The 23,118-nt window shown below is 36.1% G+C and carries 21 protein-coding genes; 5 read left to right on the top strand and 16 right to left on the bottom strand.

What is annotated here, in order from left to right; genetic code table 11:
* Positions 1-85: 85 nt before the first annotated feature.
* From H560_RS0100575 to H560_RS0100605, 7 genes are all read right to left on the bottom strand, one after another.
* Positions 86-796, bottom strand: a complete 711-nt coding sequence (locus tag H560_RS0100575; protein ID WP_027378229.1) for a LytR/AlgR family response regulator transcription factor — start codon at positions 794-796, stop codon at positions 86-88.
* Positions 774-1,544, bottom strand: a complete 771-nt coding sequence (locus H560_RS0100580) for a histidine kinase (RefSeq protein ID WP_027378230.1) — start codon at positions 1,542-1,544, stop codon at positions 774-776. Before H560_RS0100580 ends, H560_RS0100575 begins: the two co-directional genes overlap by 23 nt.
* An 89-nt stretch (positions 1,545-1,633) precedes the next feature.
* Positions 1,634-2,005, bottom strand: a complete 372-nt coding sequence (locus tag H560_RS0100585; RefSeq protein WP_027378231.1) for a hypothetical protein — start codon at positions 2,003-2,005, stop codon at positions 1,634-1,636.
* Positions 2,005-3,198 carry an alanine dehydrogenase gene (locus H560_RS0100590; protein ID WP_027378232.1) on the bottom strand — a complete coding sequence of 398 codons (1,194 nt, stop codon included), beginning with the start codon at positions 3,196-3,198 and terminating at the stop codon, positions 2,005-2,007. Before H560_RS0100590 ends, H560_RS0100585 begins: the two co-directional genes overlap by 1 nt.
* A gap of 72 nt (positions 3,199-3,270) precedes the next feature.
* A complete protein-coding gene (gene tsaE / locus H560_RS0100595) occupies positions 3,271-3,678 on the bottom strand; it encodes a tRNA (adenosine(37)-N6)-threonylcarbamoyltransferase complex ATPase subunit type 1 TsaE (RefSeq protein WP_027378233.1) in 408 nt (135 codons plus the stop codon).
* 153 nt (positions 3,679-3,831) lie between these two features.
* Positions 3,832-4,776 carry a T9SS type A sorting domain-containing protein gene (locus H560_RS0100600; RefSeq protein ID WP_027378234.1) on the bottom strand — a complete coding sequence of 315 codons (945 nt, stop codon included), beginning with the start codon at positions 4,774-4,776 and terminating at the stop codon, positions 3,832-3,834.
* Positions 4,715-5,611 carry a hypothetical protein gene (locus H560_RS0100605; protein ID WP_027378235.1) on the bottom strand — a complete coding sequence of 299 codons (897 nt, stop codon included), beginning with the start codon at positions 5,609-5,611 and terminating at the stop codon, positions 4,715-4,717. Before H560_RS0100605 ends, H560_RS0100600 begins: the two co-directional genes overlap by 62 nt.
* A gap of 355 nt (positions 5,612-5,966) precedes the next feature.
* On the opposite strand from H560_RS0100605, the gene dnaG reads away from it, so the two are divergent.
* The 4 genes from dnaG to H560_RS0100625 all read left to right on the top strand — a co-directional run bounded on the left by dnaG (position 5,967) and on the right by H560_RS0100625 (position 11,121).
* On the top strand, positions 5,967-7,946 hold the full coding sequence (gene dnaG, locus H560_RS0100610) for a DNA primase (protein ID WP_027378236.1): 1,980 nt from the start codon (positions 5,967-5,969) through the stop codon (positions 7,944-7,946).
* 111 nt (positions 7,947-8,057) lie between these two features.
* A complete protein-coding gene (gene clpP / locus H560_RS0100615) occupies positions 8,058-8,744 on the top strand; it encodes an ATP-dependent Clp endopeptidase proteolytic subunit ClpP (RefSeq protein WP_027378237.1) in 687 nt (228 codons plus the stop codon).
* A gap of 434 nt (positions 8,745-9,178) precedes the next feature.
* Positions 9,179-9,727, top strand: a complete 549-nt coding sequence (locus H560_RS0100620) for a type 1 glutamine amidotransferase domain-containing protein (protein ID WP_027378238.1) — start codon at positions 9,179-9,181, stop codon at positions 9,725-9,727.
* 134 nt (positions 9,728-9,861) lie between these two features.
* Positions 9,862-11,121, top strand: a complete 1,260-nt coding sequence (locus H560_RS0100625) for an esterase-like activity of phytase family protein (protein ID WP_027378239.1) — start codon at positions 9,862-9,864, stop codon at positions 11,119-11,121.
* A gap of 184 nt (positions 11,122-11,305) precedes the next feature.
* On the opposite strand, the gene tpiA is transcribed toward H560_RS0100625, so the two are convergent.
* The 6 genes from tpiA to H560_RS0100655 all read right to left on the bottom strand — a co-directional run bounded on the left by tpiA (position 11,306) and on the right by H560_RS0100655 (position 16,116).
* Complete coding sequence (gene tpiA / locus H560_RS0100630; RefSeq protein ID WP_027378240.1) at positions 11,306-12,064, bottom strand: triose-phosphate isomerase; 759 nt, start codon at positions 12,062-12,064, stop codon at positions 11,306-11,308.
* Positions 12,065-12,142: 78 nt separating this feature from the next.
* Positions 12,143-12,490, bottom strand: a complete 348-nt coding sequence (locus H560_RS0100635; RefSeq protein WP_027378241.1) for a tellurite resistance TerB family protein — start codon at positions 12,488-12,490, stop codon at positions 12,143-12,145.
* 82 nt (positions 12,491-12,572) lie between these two features.
* A complete protein-coding gene (locus tag H560_RS0100640) occupies positions 12,573-13,685 on the bottom strand; it encodes a BT_3928 family protein (protein WP_027378242.1) in 1,113 nt (370 codons plus the stop codon).
* Positions 13,682-14,317 carry a hypothetical protein gene (locus tag H560_RS0100645; protein ID WP_027378243.1) on the bottom strand — a complete coding sequence of 212 codons (636 nt, stop codon included), beginning with the start codon at positions 14,315-14,317 and terminating at the stop codon, positions 13,682-13,684. The genes H560_RS0100640 and H560_RS0100645 overlap by 4 nt, the downstream gene beginning before the upstream one ends.
* A 3-nt stretch (positions 14,318-14,320) precedes the next feature.
* On the bottom strand, positions 14,321-15,547 hold the full coding sequence (locus H560_RS0100650) for an AAA family ATPase (protein ID WP_027378244.1): 1,227 nt from the start codon (positions 15,545-15,547) through the stop codon (positions 14,321-14,323).
* Entirely contained in the window at positions 15,544-16,116 is a 573-nt protein-coding gene (locus tag H560_RS0100655) for a DUF1599 domain-containing protein (RefSeq protein WP_027378245.1), read from the bottom strand. Before H560_RS0100655 ends, H560_RS0100650 begins: the two co-directional genes overlap by 4 nt.
* Positions 16,117-16,228: 112 nt before the next feature.
* On the opposite strand from H560_RS0100655, the gene folP reads away from it, so the two are divergent.
* On the top strand, positions 16,229-17,083 hold the full coding sequence (gene folP / locus H560_RS0100660) for a dihydropteroate synthase (protein ID WP_027378246.1): 855 nt from the start codon (positions 16,229-16,231) through the stop codon (positions 17,081-17,083).
* Between the two features lie 21 nt (positions 17,084-17,104).
* Here folP and H560_RS0100665 read toward each other — a convergent pair whose 3' ends face one another.
* The 3 genes from H560_RS0100665 to alaS all read right to left on the bottom strand — a co-directional run bounded on the left by H560_RS0100665 (position 17,105) and on the right by alaS (position 22,668).
* Positions 17,105-17,341 carry a hypothetical protein gene (locus tag H560_RS0100665; RefSeq protein ID WP_027378247.1) on the bottom strand — a complete coding sequence of 79 codons (237 nt, stop codon included), beginning with the start codon at positions 17,339-17,341 and terminating at the stop codon, positions 17,105-17,107.
* Positions 17,342-17,493: 152 nt separating this feature from the next.
* Positions 17,494-19,920, bottom strand: coding sequence for a peptidase associated and DUF5686 domain-containing protein (locus H560_RS0100670; protein WP_027378248.1), 2,427 nt, complete (start codon positions 19,918-19,920; stop codon positions 17,494-17,496).
* 144 nt (positions 19,921-20,064) lie between these two features.
* Positions 20,065-22,668, bottom strand: a complete 2,604-nt coding sequence (gene alaS / locus H560_RS0100675; protein WP_027378249.1) for an alanine--tRNA ligase — start codon at positions 22,666-22,668, stop codon at positions 20,065-20,067.
* Positions 22,669-23,118 lie beyond the last annotated feature (450 nt).

A 23,118-nucleotide genomic window follows, 5' to 3' on the forward strand; every position in this document is an offset into this window, starting at 1 on the left:
AAGTTGATAAGAATATTTGTATGTTAAATGATATTCTTTTTTAAATGTAATGAAAGGGAAAAATTCTGCAGTGAAAGTAAAAGTTCTACTTTCCGAACAAGTCTGTAAGGGATTTTTTATATGCTTCTCCTATGTGAAGCCTTAGAAAGCTTTCTCCGTCAGCCGTAATGGTGGTGATAATATCATTAGTTGAAAAAACTTTTATGGCGGATACTGCAATAATTTCTTTCTTATTGATCTGGACAAAATCTTTGGCGGGAAGCATTTCAAGTAAGTTTTTAAAGCTCAGGTTTTTTAAAACAATGGCGGTTCCGTCCGATAAAGTAACTTCCTTATCCCGGCTGTCGATCTCAGAAGTTTTTATATAAATGATCTGTTCCGTGAAAATAGTGGTTTTGCCGATATTGGTATTCCATTCAATAGACTCTTTTTTTTGTGAAGTCCCGATAAGTTCTTTTGCTTTTTCGAAGGCCTGTATCAAACGTTCTTTTTTGATCGGCTTTCTTACATAATCCACTACATTCAGATCGTAAGCTTCGGCGGCGTATTCTTTATAAGCGGTTGTAAAGATGATTTTTTTTGATCCGGAAATCTTTTCTGCCACCTGCAGGCCGTTCATTCCGGGCATTTCAATGTCTAAAATACAGAGGTTGCAGTCTATGGTTTCAATTTCATTCAGGAATAATTTGGGATCATTGAATGCTTTTACAACTTCCACATGATCAATCTGTTCACATAGAAGCTTTAAATAACTGATCGCCAGTAACTCATCATCAAGAATAACGCATTTTATCATAAAATTCCCTGAAATTAATTGTTAATTCTGCGGTGAAAATGCCGTTTTTCGAGCTTTTTTGAAGTGAATAATAGGTATTGTAGATCATTTTCAATCTTTGATCCAAAGACTGGCTTCCAAAACCGCTTTTCTCTTTTTCCAGCGTATTTTTTAAGGATGCTTTGTTGCTCACTTTTATGGTAAAAATGCCATCTTCAAGCTCCATCTGAATAGCGATAAATGAATCCTGTGCCAGAAAATCAGTATGTTTGAAAGCGTTTTCAATAAGATCCACAGAAATCAGAGGAGCAAATACCTTTTCTTCGTAAATTTCATCTGATTTATCAATTTTAGATTTAATTCTGAAATCAAAAAGCGGATTTACCTTTATTTTATTAATTTCAATTAAACTTAAAGCGAAATTAATTTCTTCTTTCGGACTTACAAATTTATTATTGCTTTCATATAAAATATAATCCAGAACATTCGCCAGCTTGTCCAGCGACATATAGGTCTGGTAAGCGTGTGACTGAACAGAATTTAAAATATTTTTAAATAAATGCGGGTTCAGCTTTGTGCCGATGTGCTCCAGCTGAACTTCATTTAATTTTTGTTCGATAATTTTATTGGTTTCAGAAAGCTTGGTATTTCTTTTCTTTATTTTTTGATTTTGGGTAAACAGATAAATACTTAACGTTAAAAAAAAGAAAATAGCAAATACTCCAATGAATATCAGATAATCATGAATCATGTAGTAATTGCCTTGCATCGTTTTATGAATTTTTGCTTTAAATGCTTAGTATTAGCAGAATGTCATGCTGAGCCTGCCGAAGCATCTGTCATTATCAAAAAATTAAGTTATTTCAATTTTTTTAAAGAATTTAAAGTCGTGGTTTCCTCACATTTTTCAAATGTGATCTCATAGGAAGGATTTTTTTCCGGATAGGTCAGTACATAATCCGGGCACGGTTTTTTCTGAGCGTGACTCCTGTCGAAATCAATCTTTCCGTGAGTAATAATGCTGTCTTTTAAGAATTTTTCATTAATCTTCAAAGCATTCATTTCCGTTGTGGCAGCTTCCGAATATTTGAACTCTTTAGACAAAGTTTCCGCTATTACACGGCTGTTAGGAAGGTAACCGCTGCAGCTTGCTCCTTTTTTGTTTAATATAAAAAATACAATAATACATCCGGGAATAAGACCGATTGCATAGAATTTCAGTTTTTTCATTAGAAAATTAAAAGATTGATATCATGATAGGTAAGCCCGAAACGGTCGCAGATGATTTTCTTTGTGTGCCTGCCTTTGTACATGTAAAGGCTCTGTTTCATTTCATTTTTGCGAACCAGCATGTTTTCGAAGCCGCCTTCTTCGTCGTAATTTAAAATATAGGATAAAAAGAAATTAGAAATTGCTTTTGTGGTTGTTCTCGGCATTCTTGAGGTAAGATTCGGGAGCCCGCAATGGATTACACCGTGCTTGATGACATAAGGATCTTCCATGGTGGTAAGCTCGGAAGTTTCGATTACTTTCCCATTATCGATGGTAATATCAATGATTACGCTGCCTTTTTTCATTTTCATGACCATATCTTCGGTCACTATCGGTGTCATATTCAGCCTTGGAAGCGCTCCTATTACTACATCGGCTCTTCTTAAGGCTTTTCCCAGTTCCTTCGGATCAATGATGGATGTAGGAACCCTGCTGTCTACCAATGTATGGAGTCTTCTTAATTTTGAAAGAGAATTATCAAAAACCCTTACACTTGCCCCTAAGCCTATAGCTGCTTTTGTTGCGAATTCACCTACGATTCCGGCTCCTAAAATGACAACTTCAGCAGGTCGTACTCCTGTAATTCCTCCTAGCATTAAGCCGTTTGATAAAGCCAATAGCTCCGAGGCGTACAGTATGGAAACAGTTCCTGCAATTTCTCCGATGAGTCTTACTAAGGCCAGCTGCTTATATTCATCAACGATAAATTCAAAAGCGATGGCATTTACTTTTTTCTCAGCCAGTTTCAGGAAGTAATCTTTATCCCGTAAATTGATCTGAAGTGCCGAAACCAGATAGGTATTTGGTCTCATATAGTCAATTTCCTCATCAGTAGGAGGGTTTACTTTCAGGATCAGATCCTGTGAGAAAGCTTCTTTAGGATCCTGGGTGATTCTTGCTCCGGATTCGGAGTATTGTAAATCTGTAAAAAACGAACCTTCACCGGCTCCTGCTTCTATAATGATCTCATGGCCGTGCTCTACCAAAACCTGTACAGCGTCCGGCGTGATGCAGGCTCTTCTTTCATTCAGGGAGGTTTCTTTTGGGATTCCTATGCTGAATTGTTTTCCTTTTTTGATGACTTCCAGCTTTTCTTCTTTCGGGATCAGCTCTTCTTCAGTAAAAGGAGTAAAAATATTTGTAGTACTCATTCTTTAAAAAATGTTAGGTTCTTACAGATAATTTATTTTACAATCAATTTCAACAGCAAAGATACATAATATTTAATCGAAACTGATTTCCCGGCGGTCTCCGGTATTTATGATGCTCATTTCGTGGTAATTAAGTCCGTACAGCTCATCTTCATAGACTTCCGGCCACTCAATAATGCAGAGAAATGAGTTATCCAGATACTCTTCAATGCCTATATCATAAACTTCTTCGATATTTTTTAAACGATACAAATCAAAATGAAATACTTTTCCTTTTGGGGTATTGTATTCATTAACAATAGAGTAGGTAGGGGAATTTACTTCGTCTTCACTGCCTAGTTTTTTAAGCAAAAATTGTGTAAAAGTGGTTTTCCCTGCACCCAGATTTCCTTTTAGCAGCAAAATATTGTGCTTAAGCTCAGGAATGATATTGTCAACTATTTTCTGCCAGTCTTCAATTGTTTGTATTGTGTAATGCATTATTTTATTTCAATTTGAATATCCTTTAGTTTAAAAGGAAGTTTTACTATTCAAAAATAATCAATGACTATAAAATATTCACTACAATTTACGATTAATTATAAACAAAACTGCCCTGCAGATTATAAAATGCAGGGCAGTTATTCATGGAAGTTATTGTTTGAGGATGCTGTATGATTTTTGGGAACCTGTTTTCATATTTTTGAGAACTACAAAGTACATTCCTGTCGGTTTATCTTCGAACGGAACCTGATGAAGCTGCTCTGAAATCGTTTTTTTATATAAAAGCTGCCCGAGGCTGTTGACAATCTGCACCTCGTACTTACCGAGGTTTTTGGTATCAATGGTAAATCCGCTTTTAACAACATTAGGGTAAACGGCAATATTATCAATATCATTCACACTCAGGGTTCCTATTTTCGGAAGCGTTCCGGAAATGCTGTAGAGTCCTAAAGATGCATAATTGGAATATCCAGTATCCGGAGTTCCTTCTCCTGTTCCGCTTATGGCAAGATAATAATCTCCGGCTGCAAGGTTGGTATTAATAACTACAGGATCACCCAGATTAGAAGTGTTTCCGGTGAAAGTGGCGATAAGATTATTTTGACTGTTGTACAGAATGACTTTTAATAACAGATCACTGTGTCTTTCTGCTGCCTGTACTTTGAGGGATATATTTCCTCCGTTTGCATGGAATTTAAAAATATCCACATCATTGGAACGGTCTATAACTCCTTGGTTTTGTGAAGCATTTACAAGCTCTCCCGAAGTGATAAGATATGAGGCAGTGGCAAATGTATCACCGTGGACATCCTGTCTGTATCCCACTCCGTTGGTATTGGTATTGGATATAATGGAAAGGTCATCTTCATGGTTGGTACCGTTGGAATACTCTGCTTTGCTCCATTGTGTCACGTTTTTGTAGTAGCTTACACCCATAATAGGCGCCCAGTTTCCGTTGCCTCCATAATAGCCATACTGACCCTGGCCATCGTGATGGAGGCCTAAAGTATGACCCAGCTCGTGGGAAGCTACTTCACCGACGATTTTTCCATAAATTCCTGCTGAAAGTGTAAATACCCAGCAAAGGAGCGTCACTCACGGAAGAAAAACTATTGATAAGAGCTATGCCCGTTCCGTTAGGCGATGCAACATCTGTAGGAGTAATAATGCATCTTCTTCTTTTATTCAGCGGATAGCTGTTAAATACATTTTCATCGGTAGTTATATTCAGGTTAAAAGGTCTGAAATCTTCAGAAACAATTTCCCAGGCTTCCAGAATATTGGCATCAGTCATTCCTGAAGGTAAGGCTACAATAGGATTTCCTGCATTCCATCCACTGCCTGCAGGAAGGGTATGGCCGTTAAAATCCAGCAATAAACAACCGGCAGCACCCGGAAAGCTTTCAAGGCTAAAAACATTTACCGGGCCTGTACTTTTTTGTGAATCTGCATTTTTTGCAGCTGCAGAAATAGTAGACGAATTGGTAGATGCATGAAAATCAACACAAACTATTTTATTAATGTCTATTTCTTTTATAAAAGCAGTTCCGTTATGGTCAGAATAGTAGATATATGCTTTTTTGCTTTGAGGGAAAAGTATATTTCCATCCAGCTTGTTTTCACTTACTTTAATGCTGAAAGTTCCGGCCGGAGCTCCTTCTACTTCACCTTCCAAATGTAAAATTCCGTTTGCTTTTTTTTGAAAATTCACATAAGAAGTAAATGCTTTCTGATCAGGTGCATACAGCAATAATGATGCTTTTTTGCTATCATCAGCTGTAGCTTTCAATTGGGTCTGTAACTGGTTTAAAAACTCTGCGTTTGATCCTAATCTGTAGTTTTGCGTACTCTTTTGGGCATTGATGCTGACTGCAGCAAAAAATAAAATTAATAATGCCCATTTCCTGAATTGAAATGTAAATTTTTTCATCTTATTATTTTTAATGATTTGGTTTAATCTTTAGAATTTTTAAATAATAATTTGTGTTTTCAACTAAAAATCACAGTCCGGATTTACGGTTTTGTAATTTATTTAGGTGAAGTTAAAATAAATTTAACTATCTGAAAATCAGCGCAATTTGGGATTCGAGCTGTTTTTTTTTATAAAAAATTGTGAATGAGTATCTTATGATTTATATTGATTCCATAAGATAGTCGGATAGACATTCTAAATGGTTTACAATTAATTCGTTACATTTTATATCACTAATTTTTGAGATTGGTTGCTTATTTTTTATGGCAATTAATTGTATAGAAATCAAAAAACATATTCTTATTTTTACATCATGATTTCCAAACAGACCATAGATAAAATATTTTCAACGATTCGCGTAGAAGAGATCGTGGGAGAATATGTGCAGTTGAAAAGGGCAGGGTCTAATTATAAGGGACTCAGTCCGTTTCATGACGAAAAAACCCCGAGCTTCGTAGTTTCGGCAGCAAAACAGATATGGAAAGACTTCTCTACAGGTAAAGGAGGCACTGCCATTTCTTTCCTGATGGAAATTGAAAACTTCACCTATCCTGAGGCACTCCGCCACGCCGCAAAAAAATACGGAATAGAAATCGAAGAAGACCAGAAAGACTTTTCCGAGGAAGCAAAACAGGCGCATACTGAAAGAGATTTGCTGTACAAAATCCATGAGGTGGCGAACAATTATTTCCAGGAAATACTTTGGGATTCTGATGAAGGAAAATCTATTGGATTAGCTTATTTTAAAGAAAGAGAACTAAAGGATGATATCATCAAAAAGTTTCAGCTTGGATATTCTCCTGAACAAAAAAATGCATTTACGGCTTATGCTCTGGAGAAAGGATATTCAAAAGAAATTCTTGAAAAATCCGGGCTTTCCATTTTCCCGGAGAATACACCTTCAGGAGTCGACCGTTTCCGGGAAAGGGTAATTTTCCCGATTCACAGTTTTTCAGGCCGTGTTTTGGGTTTCGGAGCGAGAATCCTTAAAAACAATGTTAAAACAGCAAAATATCTCAACTCTCCCGAAACGGAAATTTATCATAAATCCAATGTTCTTTATGGTTTAAATCAAAGCAAGCAGGCAATTTCCCGGAAAAATGTCTGTCTTTTGGTGGAAGGGTATATGGATGTCATCTCGCTTCATATGTCGGGTATTGAAAATGTGGTAGCGAGTTCAGGAACTTCACTGACGACGGAGCAGATTAAATTAATAAAAAGATTAACGGAAAATGTAACCATCCTGTTTGACGGCGACAATGCCGGAATTAAAGCAAGTTTCAGAAGTATAGACATGCTTCTTACGGAAGGGATGAACATTAGGGTTCTTCTGTTTCCGGATGGAGATGATCCGGATTCCTTTGCCAGAAAGCATCCACAGGAATATGTGGAAAAATTCATCGAAAATGAAGCGCTGGATTTTATTGATTTTAAAGCAGAAATTCTTTTAAAGGAAGTAGGAAATGATCCTATAAAAAAAGCAGAGGCGATCCGTGACATCGTAAAATCGGTTTCATTTGTTCAGAATGTTTTAAAAAGGGAGGTTTATCTTAAAGAAGTTTCCAATAAATTCGGGTTATCGGAGCAAAGTTTGTTTAACGAGCTTGATGTTCAGAAGCAGATTACACAAAATCAGACTCAAAAAGTCCAGGTAAGAGCCGATACTCAGCAGCCTGCGAAGCTTGAAATTGTAAATGAGCCTCGTGAAGAAGTAGATCCTATTGTCTTCAATGTCACAAAGCTTGAAAATGATCTTATCAATCACATGCTGAACTATGGAGATGTTGTTCTTCAAAGAACCACCCCGGATCAGCAGAAATATGATATCACAGTTATCGAGGAGATTTTGCATCATTTTGAAGAAGACGGCTACGAATTTCAGGTGGAATTAAACAAAAAAATTGTTGATTACATCAAAGAAGGTATAGAAAAGGAAGAACTGAGAAAAGGAAATTTTTTTTTCGGCTTAATGGATGAAGAGCTGAGTAAAGCCGCCGTAAATTCCATGAATATTTACAGCGAGTTGAACGACTGGTCTACCCGGAATATTATTTCTCCCAACTATGGCGACAAAATCCCGGAGCAGGTAGCTGGGGATATTCTCATTCATAAATTCAGATATGTAAATTATCTGATTTTGAAAACTAAAAAAGAGCTTTCTGAATACGCTGATTCAGATGAAGAAAAATATTTCGAACAGCTGAAGAAAATCCAGATGCTCACGCTGGTTTCCGTAGAATTGGCCAAAATTTTAAATTACACGGCAATTACCGGAATTTATACTGACAGATAAGTCGGCGATAACTGCATTTAACCAAAAGTCTATGACAAAAAGTCCTATAAATTTTTAGGAATAAAAGTTGTAATTTAATTTTCGTAAAATGTAATAATACACAATAGAAATATGGACATTAAAAAAGAATTCAGAGATTTCTCTACAAAACATTTAGGAAACAGCGGTCTGGCTACCGATCAGTATATGGGAATGTATGGTCCTACCAATCTTACACCGTACATTATGGAAGAAAGAAGATTAAACGTTGCTCAGATGGACGTTTTTTCCCGTCTTATGATGGACAGAATCATCTTCTTGGGAACTGGAATTGACGATCAGGTTGCTAATATCGTAACAGCACAGCTTCTTTTCTTAGAAAGTGCGGATCCTTCCAAAGACATTCAGATTTACATCAACTCACCTGGTGGAAGCGTTTATGCAGGATTGGGGATTTATGACACGATGCAGATCATCAAGCCGGACGTAGCTACCATCTGTACAGGTATGGCGGCTTCTATGGGAGCTGTATTGCTGGTTGCAGGTGAAAAAGGAAAGCGTTCTGCCCTGAAGCACTCAAGAGTGATGATTCACCAGCCATCAGGAGGTGCGCAAGGGGTGGCTTCCGATATGGAAATCAACCTCAGAGAGATGTTAAAGCTTAAAAAGGAGCTTTATGATATCATCGCACAACATTCCGGTCAGACTTACGACTGGGTGGAAAAAGCTTCAGACAGAGATTACTGGATGACTTCCGAAGAAGCAAAAGGCTTTGGAATGGTAGACGAAGTTTTACAGAGATCAACAGAGAAAAAGTAATTTCTTCACAGAAATAATCAAGCGCATCAAATTTATTTGGTGCGTTTTTTTATATCCAAATTAAAAATTTCCACAATAGTAGAAAACTTCCATCACCTATCTTCCATCTTCCAGGCTTTTACAGGAGCTGTTTGATTTATTTTTATTTGAAGCTTTTTCCCGCTCTCCGCACTCGCTATTTTTTGGTTTCAGGGGCGGGGCGAAGCCCCGCCCCTGAAACCAAAAAATGAGCTCAGACAAATGCTGCGATCGGGGCTAGGGTCTCAGGAACAGTGGCTTCGGGAGCCTCAGCCACCGAAGAATGTCAGTCTTTTTCATTAATGACTTTTTTAATGTAAATACAATTGTCATTTTTAACAATTTTTATAAACTCAAAAACTCAGAACGGCATTATTTTTCCACTAAAAATGTCACAACACTTAAATCATAAAATTATGTCAAAGAAAATTGCAATTTTAGCAACCAACGGTTTTGAGGAAAGCGAACTGAAATCACCGAAAGAACATCTGGAGCAGCAGGGCTGGACCGCTCACATCATCAGCCCCGAATCAGGAACTATCAAAGCCTGGGCAGAAAAAGACTGGGGCCAGGAATATAATGTTGATAAAACTTTGGATGAAGCTAATGCTTCGGATTATGATGCATTAGTTTTGCCGGGTGGAGTTATTAATCCGGATCAGTTGAGAACCAATGAAAGCGCTTTATCATTCGTAAAAGATTTTTTCCAGCAGCAAAAGCCTGTGGCAGCCATCTGTCACGGCCCGCAGATTTTGATCAACGCCGAGGTAGTAAGCGGTAGAAATATGACTTCCGTAAACTCCATCAGCAAAGACCTCAAAAATGCCGGAGCCAATTGGGAAGACAGTGAAGTAGTGGTAGACAACGGCCTGGTGACGAGCCGAACACCGAAAGATCTTCCGGCTTTCAATGCAAAAATGGTGGAAGAGATTATGGAAGGAAAGCACGAAGATCAGACTATATAGTTTCAAAAGTAAAATAAAATACAAAGCTTAGATTTTATCTGAGCTTTTTTTGTGAGCGAATTAAAATACAATTATCATTAATTTCATATCCAATTTATATTCAATATCTACATTCGCTCCCAATAAAAAGGAGTATGAAAAAAATCTTATTACCATTATTTGCCGTTATTTCTTTGGCTTGTAATAACGATGACAACACAACAAATCAGGATGTTAACTATTCAAAGCTTCCGCAGGAATTTCCTTTTACAACATTAACGACTCTGAACGGGATAAATGTAATCAATGGAGGTTTCGGTTCCGGAGCAACGGCGCATCCTACAAGAAAAGGAGAATTTTACGCCATTACAGACCGTGGTCCGAACGTAGCCTTTTCAAACGGAATTAAAATCCTTGTTCCGAATTTTACACCTACCATTATGCATTTTAAAATCAATGCAGACGGAAATATTGAGGTTATAAAATATATTAAGCTTAAAAATCCTTCGGGACAATTGATCACCGGTCTTCCAAACCCGGTAGGAATGGGTAGTACGGGAGAAACCGCTTATGCAGCAGACGGAAGTGTACTGGGAACAGATAATTACGGATTAGACAGTGAAAGTATTGTTGCCGCCGCAGACGGAACTTTCTGGGTATCTGATGAATACGGACCTCATATCGTACATTATAGTGCAGAGGGAGTAGAAATGGAAAGAATCAGCCCGATAGGGGTGAATACCGGAACAAGAAAATTGCCGGCTGTTTTCGCTAAAAGACGTCCAAACAGAGGAATGGAAGGGATGTGTATGACACCGGACGGAAAAACGCTGGTAGGAACTATGCAGTCTACGATGTATGTTCCATCAAAAGTTTTAGCCACCAATACAACACTGACAAGAATTGTAACTTTTGATCTTGCAACAGGACAAACAAAGCAGTATTTATACAAACAGGACGGAGGCGCATCAGATTCTGTCTGCGATATTACCCCGATCAGCAATACTGAGTTTTTAGTAATTGAAAGAGATGGAAATTTCGGTTCAGCAGGAGGAATTAAAAAAGTATACAGAATTAATCTTTCCGGGGCTTCTGATGTCTCAGGAACGGATCTTACAGCCGTTGACGGAATGAAAATTAACGGAAAAACCCTTGAACAAAGTACCTGGGATGAAATTAACGCAGCCGGATTGAAGCCTGTTACTAAAACTTTAGCGGTTGATTTAGTTTCAAAAATTGGGTATGAGCACGATAAATTTGAAGGAATTGTGTATTTAGGAAATAATAAGCTGGCCATTTTCAATGACGATGACTTCGGGGTAACAGATGACGGAAACGGCAATCCAAAAACAAAAATTCTTCCCAAAACCGGCAAACAGGATAAGGGAACAATGTATATAGTCGATATTCAATAATTAGATTTTGTAAAGCGGGAGATTAACTTCCGCTTTTTTCAACCACAGATTTATACGATGTTTATGTAATTTTATTTTTTAATGATTATACGCAATCATCTGTGTAAATCCGTGAAAATCTGTAGGAAATTGAAAATAAAAAAGACCGCCCAAAGACGATCTTCATATAATATTTAAATTCAAATTAATTAAAAGCCTCAATAATTTTAGAGAAATCATCCAGCTTCAAAGCAGCTCCGCCGATAAGGCCTCCGTCAATATCCGGCTGAGAGAAAATTTCTTTGGCATTATCCGGTTTTACAGAACCTCCGTAAAGGATGGAAACTTCATCAGCAACCTCCTGGCCGTATTTTGCAGCAATAATATTTCTGATATGAGCATGAATTTCCTGAGCCTGTTCAGGGCTTGCAGTTTCACCTGTTCCGATGGCCCAAATCGGTTCGTAAGCAATCACCACTTTTTTAATTTCTTCCGCAGAAAGTGTGAAAAGAGCCACTTCAGTCTGGTTTTTTACCACTTCCAAATGCTGCCCTGCTTTTCTTTGCTCCAATGTTTCACCATTGCAGTACACAGGAATTAAACCTTTATCTAAAGCTAATTTTATCTTTCTATTGCAGTGGGAATCTGTTTCGCCATGGTACTGTCTTCTTTCAGAATGCCCGATCAGCGAGCCCGTAGCGTCAATTGATTCCAGCATATCTGCAGAAATTTCCCCGGTGTAGGCACCGCTTTCATGCTCGCTCATGTCTTGGGAAAATACACCGATTTCATCTTTTTCGAAGATATCTTTTGCCATCATTAAATATAAAGACGGCGGTGCGATCCATACTTCGCAGTTAGTGGTATTATTGTTCTTATAGCTTAGTAACTGAACCATTAATTGCTGGGCATCAATTACGTTTTTGTTCATTTTCCAGTTTCCTGCAACTATTTTTCTTCTCATAGATTCTATTTTTTAGAAGTTAAATATTAGAAGTTAGAAATTAGACTAATATCTAGCTTCTGACTTCTGGTTTCTTTATTAAATGTTCCAAAGATTTTTCAAAAGCTTGTAAAAAGTATGCTCTTCGTCAGTTACTTTATGATCAGCCTTTATTAATGTTTTAGCAAATTGTATAAATTTTTCACGCTCTTTTGCTGTAGAATCATCCTGAAAACAGCGTGCATGAAATTCAAAGTGATCTTTCCAGTCTTCCGGCTTTAGTAAAGCGATGGTTTCCAGCTCATTATCAAGATCTACTCTGAAAGGGAACTCATCTGCAAGATATTGCTGGATAAGAAGCCCTTCTTCCGGCGCAAATTCTCCGTCCACAGAAGAGAGAATCATTAATAAGTGGTAACCGGCAATCGATTTATTTGATTTTTGCATTTTAAAATATATAGTTTAAGTTTAGTGTTTTAAAATTTGTTTTTGTTTATTTAAAATTAACAATTCACCATTTACAATTGACTTATTTCACATAGTCCTTTGCAGGCTGCTTGTCTACAATTTTTCCGTTTTGTAAAATTAAGACAAAAGGATTGCTTCTTGCAATGGTTTTGATGGCTGTCCCGTCCATCATCATATTTTTTATGGTTTTAAAAGTATTCGGGTCAGTTGAAACTCCGTAAACCACATTGGCGCCCTGGTTTTTAACTTTAGCCTCCACTTTTTGCAGCAGCTCAGGTGAAATATCTTTTGGATGATAGGAAAAAACAAGGATTGCTTTTGGTGCTTGGATCACTTCATCCGTAACTTCCATTCCAGTAGGATCTTCAATTTTGAATTTTACAATTTCAGATTTGTATCCTTCTTTTACCAGTACAGATTCATTTTTTCCTTCTTCAATCTTCCACGGAGAGCCTTCTTCCCAGTATTTTGTCTCTTTAATATAATCATCCTGATTTACCTTTAAAACTTCTCCCGTTTTCTGGTTTTTCAGAGAGTAAAAAGTTTTGTATTCAGATGGGTTTTTATTAATTTTTTCCTTTTCTCCTTTCAAATCTGTCCCGATTTTATAATCGCGGAAATCAATGACCGGCTCATGCATAATTCCCTGAGACATTATGAAAATCATGATTAATGAAAATACTCCCAGCAGAATATATTTAACCTTACTTGATGGCTCTTTTTTGTTGTTATAATCATAATCAGCTTTGTTTTTAAATTCTTTTCTGTACAAAATAAAAACGATGATAAGCCCGATCAGCAAAACAATATCTTTCACAAAACTTTCCCAGGGCGTAAATTTAATAGCATCTCCGAAACAACCGCAATCTGTAACCACATTGAAATAGGCCGAATAAAATGTAAGGAAACCAAAGAAAATACAAAGCGCAATCAATGCAGATAGCGTGAATTTCAGTTTTAATTTAAGCAGGAGCATGAAGCCAAGAAGAAGCTCCAAAACCACTACAATTATTGAAAAAAGTAAGGCAAACTTTTCAAAAAAAGGCATGTTGAAAACAGCTGGTGAAAAATATTCTTCCATTTTAAAGGAAAAACCTACCAGATCAACTGCTTTTACAAAACCTGAAAGGATGAAAATAACAGCAATAACGAAACGTAATAAACCTTTTATCATAATAATGAATGTTGTTTTAAAATTAATCTAAACATTAATGAAAATGGTGCATCTGGTTGTGCAAATGATTTAAGAGTTTGCTTTTCTAAGTCTGTAAAATCCCTATTACTTTTGTTTTCGCCAATAGCAACCCATACTTTGTAGAATTTAATTAGTTCTGTTGCTCTTAAACCATTAAAGATACCTTTATTTAAATTATACTTTTGTATTGTTTTTATCCCTTTTTCAGTTAACCCTCGGACATTGTTATCAACAAAAAAAATATGTTTTTCGATTTCGTCATCATAATCAATGAATGGATCTAATGTTTCTAAATTTGGAATAGCTTTATTTGAAGATTTTCCTACGTTACTTTTTTCATGGGCTAAATACAAATTTTCCCACTCGAACGTTTTATTTTTATCCTCTGCTACTTCAATATAATGATCAACTTGCGCTTCGGATAAATCAGAAAATAAGACTTCGGTATAAAAACATTTATTTAAGCTAATTTTCGCTAATTCTTCTTTAATTTTTTCATGGTCATATTGTTTAGAGCTCGGTCTTTTTTTTCCAGATTCTATAAATTTTTCTGTCCATATGTGTTTTTCCTCTAAAATTTGAGGCTTGTCTAATCTTTTTAAATGCCTCATAATTTATTGATTTTTAATCTTTTCAATCAGATCGTCAAGTTTGAAATATGAAAAATATTGAGGATTTAATTTTAATAATTTTTCTTCAATTTCATTTTCTAGTTCTTTATTGCCATTTTCAATAGCGTATTTTCTTTTTTCAATTAAATCTGAAATTTCTTTGGAAGCAAATGGCTGAGTTTCTGCAAAAGCTTCTGAAATCAAAATTTCATTAATTGGTTTATTAGAATAGAAACTCGTTTCATCGGATATGATAGAGTGATTTTCTTGTGATTTACAGACATAAACTTTTGCTCCTTCAACAGATCCGACAATAAAAGGTGAATGAGTTGTGGCAATAATTTGAAGATTTGGAAAAATTTCTAAAATTGAATTTAAAAACGTTTTTTGCCATTTCGGATGAAGGTGATTTTCGGCTTCGTCTATTAATAAAACTCCTGGAGTTTTTAACATGTCTTCTAATGCTAAATTATTCAATTTATAAACTGAATACATTTGAGATAATAACCCCAACATTCTCTGGATTAAATATAAATTTCCGCTGCTTAGTTTTTCTAGAGAAATCTCATTTCCATTAATATCTATTATTGGGAGTAATGAAGTTCTATCAACGTATTTTAATTCTCCTTCGTTTAAACTTATTTTAAAAATACGCTTTATGGTTTCATAAATAAATTCTCCTTCCTGTTTTTGTTCAAGTTTATCTGATGATTTATAATAATCAAAAAATGTTATAATTTTAGTAGTTTCAGCATTTTTTTGAATCCCATTTAAAGAATTAATTAAATATTCTTCGAGCTTCAAAAAATCTAAACTTGAAATATTGAATGGTTGGTTATCATTTTGTGATGTCCAATAATTAACTATCCAATGATTGTCTTTAGCTTTAGCTTGATCGGTTAAGCGACTTCCAAATTGGTAATTCGTTTCAAAGCTATTAGTGAAATGTATATTATATTTTTGGGAATTTATTTCAATTCTCTTATTATCTACAAATAGAGAAATATTTAAGTTAAATTCATTGTTATTTGAAATTTTCCTAGTTAAAAAGTTATCATAAACTTTTCCCAAAAGCAATCCTCTTATTGCATCAAGTATAATCGTTTTTCCAGTTCCGTTCTCCCCGGTCAAAATTGTTACTTGCTTTTTAGAGTTTTCAAAAGTTGCAAATTCTATCGTATCATCAATAAAGGGTCCTATATTTTTTAAATGTAAATCGAGTAATTTCATTCTTGTAAAGTTTTGGATTCAATGTTGTTTTCCTTTTCGGAGAATTTTATTAAGCAGAATACGGCATAATTCAGCATATCAAAATAATTAGCATCAAGACCTTCTGAAACGATTGTAACTCCTTGATTATCTTCAATTTGTTTTGTTCGTAACACCTTTTGATAAATCAAATCCGTGATGGAAGAAATTCTCATGTCTCTCCACGCTTCTCCATAATCATGATTTTTTCTTTCCATTAATTGTTGAGCTTCAACGGAATATTTATCATAAAGATTTAAAATTTCTTCTTTATTTTCGTTAAAATCATTAGAGAAACCCTTTTCAAGCTGAATCAGTCCGATAATTGAGTAGTTGACAATAGCAATGAACTCGTCTTCTTCACTTTCATCCACCATTTTTTTGTCGGTCATCTGTAACGTACGGATTCTGTTGACTTTAATGTAAATTTGATCCGTAATTGAACTCGGTCTCAAAACTCTCCACGCCGCACCGTAATCCTGTAGTTTTTTGCTGAAAAGCTCACGGCACATGCCAATAATTTTCTCGAACTGTACTGATGTTTTTGACATAAAATTTCTTAATCTTTCAAATATACGAATTAGGTTTTAGGTATCAGGAATCAGGGCTTAGTTTTTTAGGCTGAAGTTGGAGGTTAAAAGCCGGAAGTTGTATTTTTACAGAATGCAAAATCATATATCATCCATCACTCATCATTCACTAAATTGTAACGGAAGGCTTGTGGATCTTTCTGCGCCTAAAATTATGGGAATTCTTAACCTGACTCCGGATTCTTTTTCTGACGGCGGTAAGTTTAATAATGAAAAATCTGCTTTGGAGCAGACGGAAAAAATGTTGAAAGATGGCGCTGAGATTATTGATATCGGGCCTCAGTCCACACGTCCGAATGCGGAATTCTTGACTTCTGAAGAGGAAATCGGAAGAATTGGAAATATGATTTCTTTAATTAAAAAAGAGTTTCCGGAAGCTCTAATTTCGCTGGATACGTTTTATTCGGACACGATGAAGTTTGGTTTTAATGAAGGAATTGATATTATTAATGATATTTCCGGCGGGCATTATGATGAGAAAATGTTTGATACTACTGCAGAAACCGGGCTTCCTTATATTTTAATGCATGTAAATCCTTCTTATGAAACGATGCATGACAAAATAAAATTCGCAGATATTATGCTTTCTGTGAATCAGTATTTATCGCAAAAAACAGACGAATTACTGAAAAAGGGGGTGAAAGATATCATCCTTGATCCCGGTTTTGGATTTGGAAAAACGGTGGACGACCAGATGAAAATGATTAATGAGGTTGAATTTTTAGGCTTTGGAAAATTTCCTTTATTAATAGGAATTTCAAGAAAATCTTTTATTTATAAACCTTTAGGTAAATCTCCGCTCGACATCAATGAAGAAACCCAGAAACTTCACATGAACGTTCTAAAACAGGGCGCAAAAATCCTCAGAGTTCATGATGTTGCGGAAGCGAAGAAAACAATGATTGAGTTTGAGAGTGGGAGAGTTTAAGATGCTAAACTCTCCAATATTTTAATTCAGATTCGCGAGTTTATCTGCGAATTGTTTTGAGAATTCTTTTCGGTCTTCTTCCAGTTTTTCCTGTGTGGATGGCAGAATATAATTAAACAAAACTTTATTTTCTGCATCCAGAAAGATAATTTCTTTTTCTTCTTTATCAATCATCTGCGAAAAAATTTCCCACATGGAAGTATCCTTTAGCCTTAATAATTCGAAGAACTGTTCTGCTTTGATTTCGATTTTCTGCATTGTTATTGTTTACTACTTATTACTTATTACTTATTACTTATTACTTATTACTTATTACTTATATTGTTAACCACCCCGTCAAAAATTTCTTTGAAATTTTCACCACCCATCCAAAGGAGGAATTTCGTGATCGTAAATTGTGGTTTTTAATTTTAAAATTCTAAAAGCTTTAATTTAAACTGAACTGCAAAATTCTGCATAAAATTCGGTGTTGTGTAATAACCCACTCTATAAAATAATCCTAAATTAAAGTAACTCGAAAGAAAATTATTCCATTCCAGTCCGACTTCCTGATACAGGTGATTCAGCGGGCGGAACCTGAACTGGTGATACTCCGGATGCTTCATGTTTCCAATTGTTCCCCTCAAAACAAAGTCGAAGCTGGAAATATTTCTCCCAAAACTTTTGAAATAAAAAGGAAGCTTATGGGTAAAATAATAAGCTACAAACCTGTCATTGTAATATTTTCCTCCCTCCAGTGTTGCAAACCCGAGGAACGAAGTGAGGTTGAAATTAAAGTCCCTTTTTGGAGATGCCAATCCGTTCATCGTAAAGTTTTTCCAGATCGGCGCCTCTCCGAAAACTATCCCGCCATAGAGCCTGAATCCAGTGGTTCCGAGCATTGTCTTCACATTGTGTACAAAAAGAGCATCAAAACGGGTGTAATTAAAATCCCCGCCTAAGATTTTGTAGCTCTGTTCATAATTAAAATACAATTCCGGGTATTTTTGATCGATAAGGGATTTTCCCTGTGGTGTCATGATATTGGTAGAATTCGGGGAATATTTTAAAGTAAATAACGTATTAAAGTTATCAAACGCGGCTCCCTTGTTTCTGAACTGGTAATCAAACATTGCTTCCTCGTAATTTCTTCTGGCCGCAAAAACGAGCGTAAGGCTGTTGCTGACGTCATTTAAATAGGATACGGAAGCACTTTTAAAATGAAAATATTTATCATTATTAAGATTGTTTCCAAAATTTGCCATTCTCATCTTGAAATTCCAGAGCCTTCTGTAAAATTCTCCGGAAGCAGTTACGTCATCTACATATTCTATTCTGAAAAATGAGTTTTTATCGAGAGTTGTCTTTACATCAAGCCCGATTCCGTATTTAAGTTTATCATCTTTGAAACCATAGGCAAAGTAATAATCTGGTGAGAAATAAGGATTGAAAGTCTCATTAAGCTTAGCTTTTAAACCAACCCTGACACCTTCATACGAGTTATAATTTACGATTTCATCTACTGCAAAATCCAGAACGCCAACCCGGATCTGGCCGTTCAGTAAGCCGGTTAATACTCTGGCTTTGGTGTCAATATTATAAATTTTTCCAAGGCTGTCGATTGTGGTGTACGTATTTTTTTCTCTGGCTGTTAAAGGTTCTGTACGGTATTGGTCTAATGTTTTTCCGTCCGTATTTTTTACTGAAAAGGTGTAGCCTTTAAAATCATCCTTGCTGTGCTCAAGGGGTGATTGAAAATCAAAATATTTCGAAGTCAGATACGCATAGGTTCCGAAGCTTTGTTTGCTTTTCTTGTCGGCGGGAATATTGTCGGTTTTCTCTTTATTTTCTTTGTCTTCCTGTTCCATGGCCATATTGCTCATTTTGAGCTTTACGGTTTCATGGGCAAGGAACCATTTGTTGTTAAAGAAAATCCAGGTGCTTGTAATAATTCCGTCATTTTTATTTTTACTGAAATTTTCAATTTTTTTAATTCCGTAAGTTTCGGTATCAATGTAGATGCTGCCGTTGTATTTTCTTTTTTTATCCGGTTTTTTAAAATTAACTTCCCTGAAACGGATAACAAAATTTTTTCGTCCGTCCATTTCCATGGTGTCTGCTAAAAAAAACCTGTAAAGACCTCTGTTTTCCTGTTTCAGTTGAGAGGGAAGCTTGTCTCTGTTGCTCTGCTGGAGAGCGATCATTTCATAGATCGGCTGTTTGAGTCCTGAGATTCTGTTGTCCAGAATATTGATTTTTTCGCCGTATTTTTTAGAGTATAAAAATTCCTGAGCCCTTTCCCAAAGGAAAAGTTTACTTTTAGAAAATATTTTCCTTGCGGTACTGTTATTTAATGAATCTTTTTTTCTTTTCTTTTTAAAAAAATTACTGTCCTCAAATAGCTGGTTGAATTGTGAAATACTGTCTTCATCAATATCCATAGAAACTTTTTCGTAGAATTTATAAGTGTAAGAATCCAGTGATTTTGGAGAATTTTCCCTAAACTGTTGATTTACCTTTTTCAGGATTTCCAAAGCCCGCGGGTCACTTTTATCTTCAATGATAACGGTTTCGATGGAAGTGGTTTTGGAAGATGTTTTAAGCAGTGAAATTTTAATATCATCTTCTACAACGGTAGTTTCTTTCTGATAATTGGGTGCCTGAACCTGTATGTTTTTGCATTTTGAACTAAATTCAAGAAAGCCGTTGGAATCTGTTTTTCCGAGGATTTTCCCTTTACAAGAAATGGCTGCGCCCGCAATAGGAGACTTGTCTGTATCATCAACAACAGTAATTTTTGATTGTGAAAAACCAAAAATACCAAGCCATAAAAATATAAACAGTAAGACCCTTTTCATCTGAAAAAACTGGGTAAAATTAGTGATATTTATTCTTCTGGAAAAGTTTTGTTAATTGATATTAATATGCATTGTCATTGTATTTATCTTTCAAATAAAAAACTCCCGAAAGCCCGGGAGTTTTATATATGAATTTACTGTTGTTTAAATACTAAGCGCCTTTTGATAAGCATTTTCCAGACCGTCAAGGTTTTTGCCGCCTGCAGTTGCAAAGCCCGGGTTTCCGCCGCCGCCGCCCTGGATCTCTTTTGCTAAATCTTTAATAAGAGCTCCAGCCTGATAAATTCCGGCCAAATCATCTGAAACTCCAACGGTAATCATTGGTTTTCCGTCTGCATCAGACAAGATAACCGTTATAGAAGTTGGGATTTCTTTTTTCAGCTGGAAGACGATGTCTTTCACAGAACCGGCATCCAAGGAAGTTCTTTTCACTAAAAGTAGTTTCTCACCTTTTTGCTCATAAGCACTTTTCCAGTCGTTAATTTCACCTTTTGCTTTTTCCTTTTTTAAAGCTTCAACTTCTGCTTTTAATGTTGAATTTTCAAGGATTAATTTCTCGATAGATTTTACAATATCTTTAGATTTCAGCAATTGAGAAAGTTCGGAAATTTGTTTTTCCAGGTTTTTGAAATATTCTTCTGCCTTATCTCCCGAAATAGCTTCAATTCTTCTGATTCCCGCAGCTGCAGAGCTTTCGGAAACAATTTTGAAATGGCCTATTTCTATTGTATTTTTTACGTGAGTTCCACCACAAAGTTCTTTTGAGCTTCCAAACTGGATCATTCTTACGCTGTCGCCATATTTTTCGCCAAATAAAGCCATAGCTCCTCTGTCCAGCGCCTCCTGAATCGGAATATTTCTGAATTCCTGCAATGCAATGCTTTCTTTGATCTTAGCATTTACTTTGTCTTCAACCAATATAAGCTCCTCTTCCGTCATTTTGTTGAAATGAGAAAAGTCGAAACGCAGATAATCAGGACCTACAAATGAACCTTTCTGCTCAACGTGCGTTCCCAAAACTTCTCTTAACGCCTCGTGTAAAAGGTGAGTTACAGAGTGGTTTGCCTGGGAGTTTTTCCTGTCTGATGCATTTACTTTAGCATAGAAAAGTGCTCCTGCATCTTTTGGAAGGCCGCTGATTAAAGAAATAATCAATCCGTTTTCTTTTTTTGTTTCTAAAACTTCAAAGCTTTCCGTAGCATTTTCAAGAATACCTTTATCACCAATCTGTCCACCACCTTCAGGGTAGAAAGGGGAGCTGCTTAACACAACCTGATAAAATTCTCCGTCTTTATTTTCTACTTTTCTGTATCTTGTAATGTAGGTTTCAGATTCAATTTGATCATAACCAACGAAGTTCTCTTCTCTTTCTTCCAGCGTTACCCAGTCGTATACTTTTTGGGCAGAATCTGCTTTTGAACGTTGTTTTTGTTCATTTAAAGCAACCTCGAATCCTTTTTCATCAATAGTTAACCCTTTCTCCTCAGCAATAATTCTTGTTAAGTCATCCGGGAAACCGTAAGTATCATATAATTCAAAAACTTCTTCAGTCGGCAATACTTTTTTACCTGCAGAAATGGTTTGCTGAATTAATTTTTCAACTCTGATCAGTCCTGTTTCAATGGTTCTTAGGAAAGATTCTTCTTCACTTTTGATAACTTCCGTTACCAGAACTCCCTGCTTTTCCAATTCAGGGAAAAATTTACCCATCTGTTCCTGTAAAACAGTAACTAATTTGTAAAGGAAAGGCTCTTTCATATCCAGGAATCTGTAAGAATAAGAAATTCCTCTTCTCAAAATCCTTCTGATCACATAGCCGGCTCCTCCGTTTGAAGGCAGTTGCCCGTCTGCAATAGCAAAAGAAACGGCTCTGATGTGGTCTACCACCACACGGATAGCGATGTCCTTTTCATCTTCTAAAACTCCGGTGTATTTTTTACCTGAAAGTTCCTCAACTCTAGCAATTAAAGGAGTGAAAACATCGGTGTCATAGTTTGAAGATTTGCCCTGAAGCGCCATACAAAGACGTTCGAAGCCCATTCCGGTATCAATATGTTTTGCAGGAAGATTTTCCAGGCTTCCGTCTGCTTTACGGTTGTACTGCATGAAAACCAGATTCCAGATTTCCACAACCTGAGGATGGTCATTATTCACCAGTTCAAGTCCGGAAACTTTAGCTTTTTCTTCCTCACTTCTTAAGTCTACATGAATTTCAGAACAAGGTCCGCAAGGTCCGCTTGCCCCCATTTCCCAGAAGTTGTCTTTTTTGTTTCCGTTGATAATTCTGTCTTCAGAAATTACAGCTTTCCAGTAATCATAGGCATCCTGATCTCTCTCAAGATTCTCAGAAGCATCGCCTTCGAAAATGGTTACGTACAGGTTTTCTTTTGGAATTCCGTAAACTTCCGTCAGCAATTCCCAGGCAAAAGCAATAGCATCTTTTTTGAAATAATCACCGAAAGACCAGTTCCCCAACATCTCAAACATGGTGTGGTGATAGGTATCTCTACCAACATCATCCAGATCGTTATGCTTCCCTGAAACCCTCAGACATTTCTGTGTATCGGCAATTCTCGGGGCTTTAGGCTCTTTATAACCTAAAAAATAATCTTTGAACTGCGTCATTCCTGAGTTGGAAAACATTAGGGTAGGGTCGTCTTTCAGCACAATAGGAGCCGAAGGAACGATAAGGTGGCCTTTACTTTTAAAATAATCTAAAAATTTCTGACGAATCTCTTGTGATGTCATAATGATATATATTGCTTTGCTTTTTACAAATTTTTGATAAGATGCAAATTTAATGTTTTTAAAGCAATAGAAAAATATTGTTTTAGGTTTTACTCCATTTGTAATAATTTGAGCTTAAACATTGTCATTCTGAGCGAAGTGAAGAATCTCTTATTTGCATCGAAACTTCTATTATCCCTCCAACTTGTTTATTTCAGGAGCTTTTTCCCGCTTTCCGCACTCGCTATTTTTCAGGTTTCGGGGGTGGCGGCTTTGCCGCCACCCCCGAAACCTGAAAAATGAGCTCAAACAATGCTGCAATCGGGGCTAGGGTTGTAGTCATGAAAATCAATGCTGATCAATAAATCCGGGTTGAGATTCCTAAGGAATGACAAACTTATGAATAAGCAAACTATTAACAAAACTTTGCATTTTCCCTTTAACTTATTATCTTCGCTAATATCTGAAAAG

The sequence above is a fragment of the Chryseobacterium daeguense DSM 19388 genome (assembly GCF_000430825.1).
In the GTDB taxonomy this organism is placed as follows: domain Bacteria; phylum Bacteroidota; class Bacteroidia; order Flavobacteriales; family Weeksellaceae; genus Chryseobacterium; species Chryseobacterium daeguense.

Bases quoted from the DNA above. Each gene is read 5' to 3' on its own strand.
- H560_RS0100575 (WP_027378229.1), bottom strand. From the start codon at position 796: ATGATAAAATGCGTTATTCTTGATGATGAGTTACTGGCGATCAGTTAT.
- H560_RS0100580 (WP_027378230.1), bottom strand. From the start codon at position 1,544: ATGCAAGGCAATTACTACATGATTCATGATTATCTGATATTCATTGGA.
- H560_RS0100585 (WP_027378231.1), bottom strand. From the start codon at position 2,005: ATGAAAAAACTGAAATTCTATGCAATCGGTCTTATTCCCGGATGTATT.
- H560_RS0100590 (WP_027378232.1), bottom strand. From the start codon at position 3,198: ATGAGTACTACAAATATTTTTACTCCTTTTACTGAAGAAGAGCTGATC.
- tsaE (WP_027378233.1), bottom strand. From the start codon at position 3,678: ATGCATTACACAATACAAACAATTGAAGACTGGCAGAAAATAGTTGAC.
- H560_RS0100605 (WP_027378235.1), bottom strand. From the start codon at position 5,611: ATGAAAAAATTTACATTTCAATTCAGGAAATGGGCATTATTAATTTTA.
- dnaG (WP_027378236.1), top strand. From the start codon at position 5,967: ATGATTTCCAAACAGACCATAGATAAAATATTTTCAACGATTCGCGTA.
- clpP (WP_027378237.1), top strand. From the start codon at position 8,058: ATGGACATTAAAAAAGAATTCAGAGATTTCTCTACAAAACATTTAGGA.
- H560_RS0100620 (WP_027378238.1), top strand. From the start codon at position 9,179: ATGTCAAAGAAAATTGCAATTTTAGCAACCAACGGTTTTGAGGAAAGC.
- H560_RS0100625 (WP_027378239.1), top strand. From the start codon at position 9,862: ATGAAAAAAATCTTATTACCATTATTTGCCGTTATTTCTTTGGCTTGT.
- tpiA (WP_027378240.1), bottom strand. From the start codon at position 12,064: ATGAGAAGAAAAATAGTTGCAGGAAACTGGAAAATGAACAAAAACGTA.
- H560_RS0100635 (WP_027378241.1), bottom strand. From the start codon at position 12,490: ATGCAAAAATCAAATAAATCGATTGCCGGTTACCACTTATTAATGATT.
- H560_RS0100640 (WP_027378242.1), bottom strand. From the start codon at position 13,685: ATGATAAAAGGTTTATTACGTTTCGTTATTGCTGTTATTTTCATCCTT.
- H560_RS0100645 (WP_027378243.1), bottom strand. From the start codon at position 14,317: ATGAGGCATTTAAAAAGATTAGACAAGCCTCAAATTTTAGAGGAAAAA.
- H560_RS0100650 (WP_027378244.1), bottom strand. From the start codon at position 15,547: ATGAAATTACTCGATTTACATTTAAAAAATATAGGACCCTTTATTGAT.
- H560_RS0100655 (WP_027378245.1), bottom strand. From the start codon at position 16,116: ATGTCAAAAACATCAGTACAGTTCGAGAAAATTATTGGCATGTGCCGT.
- folP (WP_027378246.1), top strand. From the start codon at position 16,229: ATGCAAAATCATATATCATCCATCACTCATCATTCACTAAATTGTAAC.
- H560_RS0100665 (WP_027378247.1), bottom strand. From the start codon at position 17,341: ATGCAGAAAATCGAAATCAAAGCAGAACAGTTCTTCGAATTATTAAGG.
- H560_RS0100670 (WP_027378248.1), bottom strand. From the start codon at position 19,920: ATGAAAAGGGTCTTACTGTTTATATTTTTATGGCTTGGTATTTTTGGT.
- alaS (WP_027378249.1), bottom strand. From the start codon at position 22,668: ATGACATCACAAGAGATTCGTCAGAAATTTTTAGATTATTTTAAAAGT.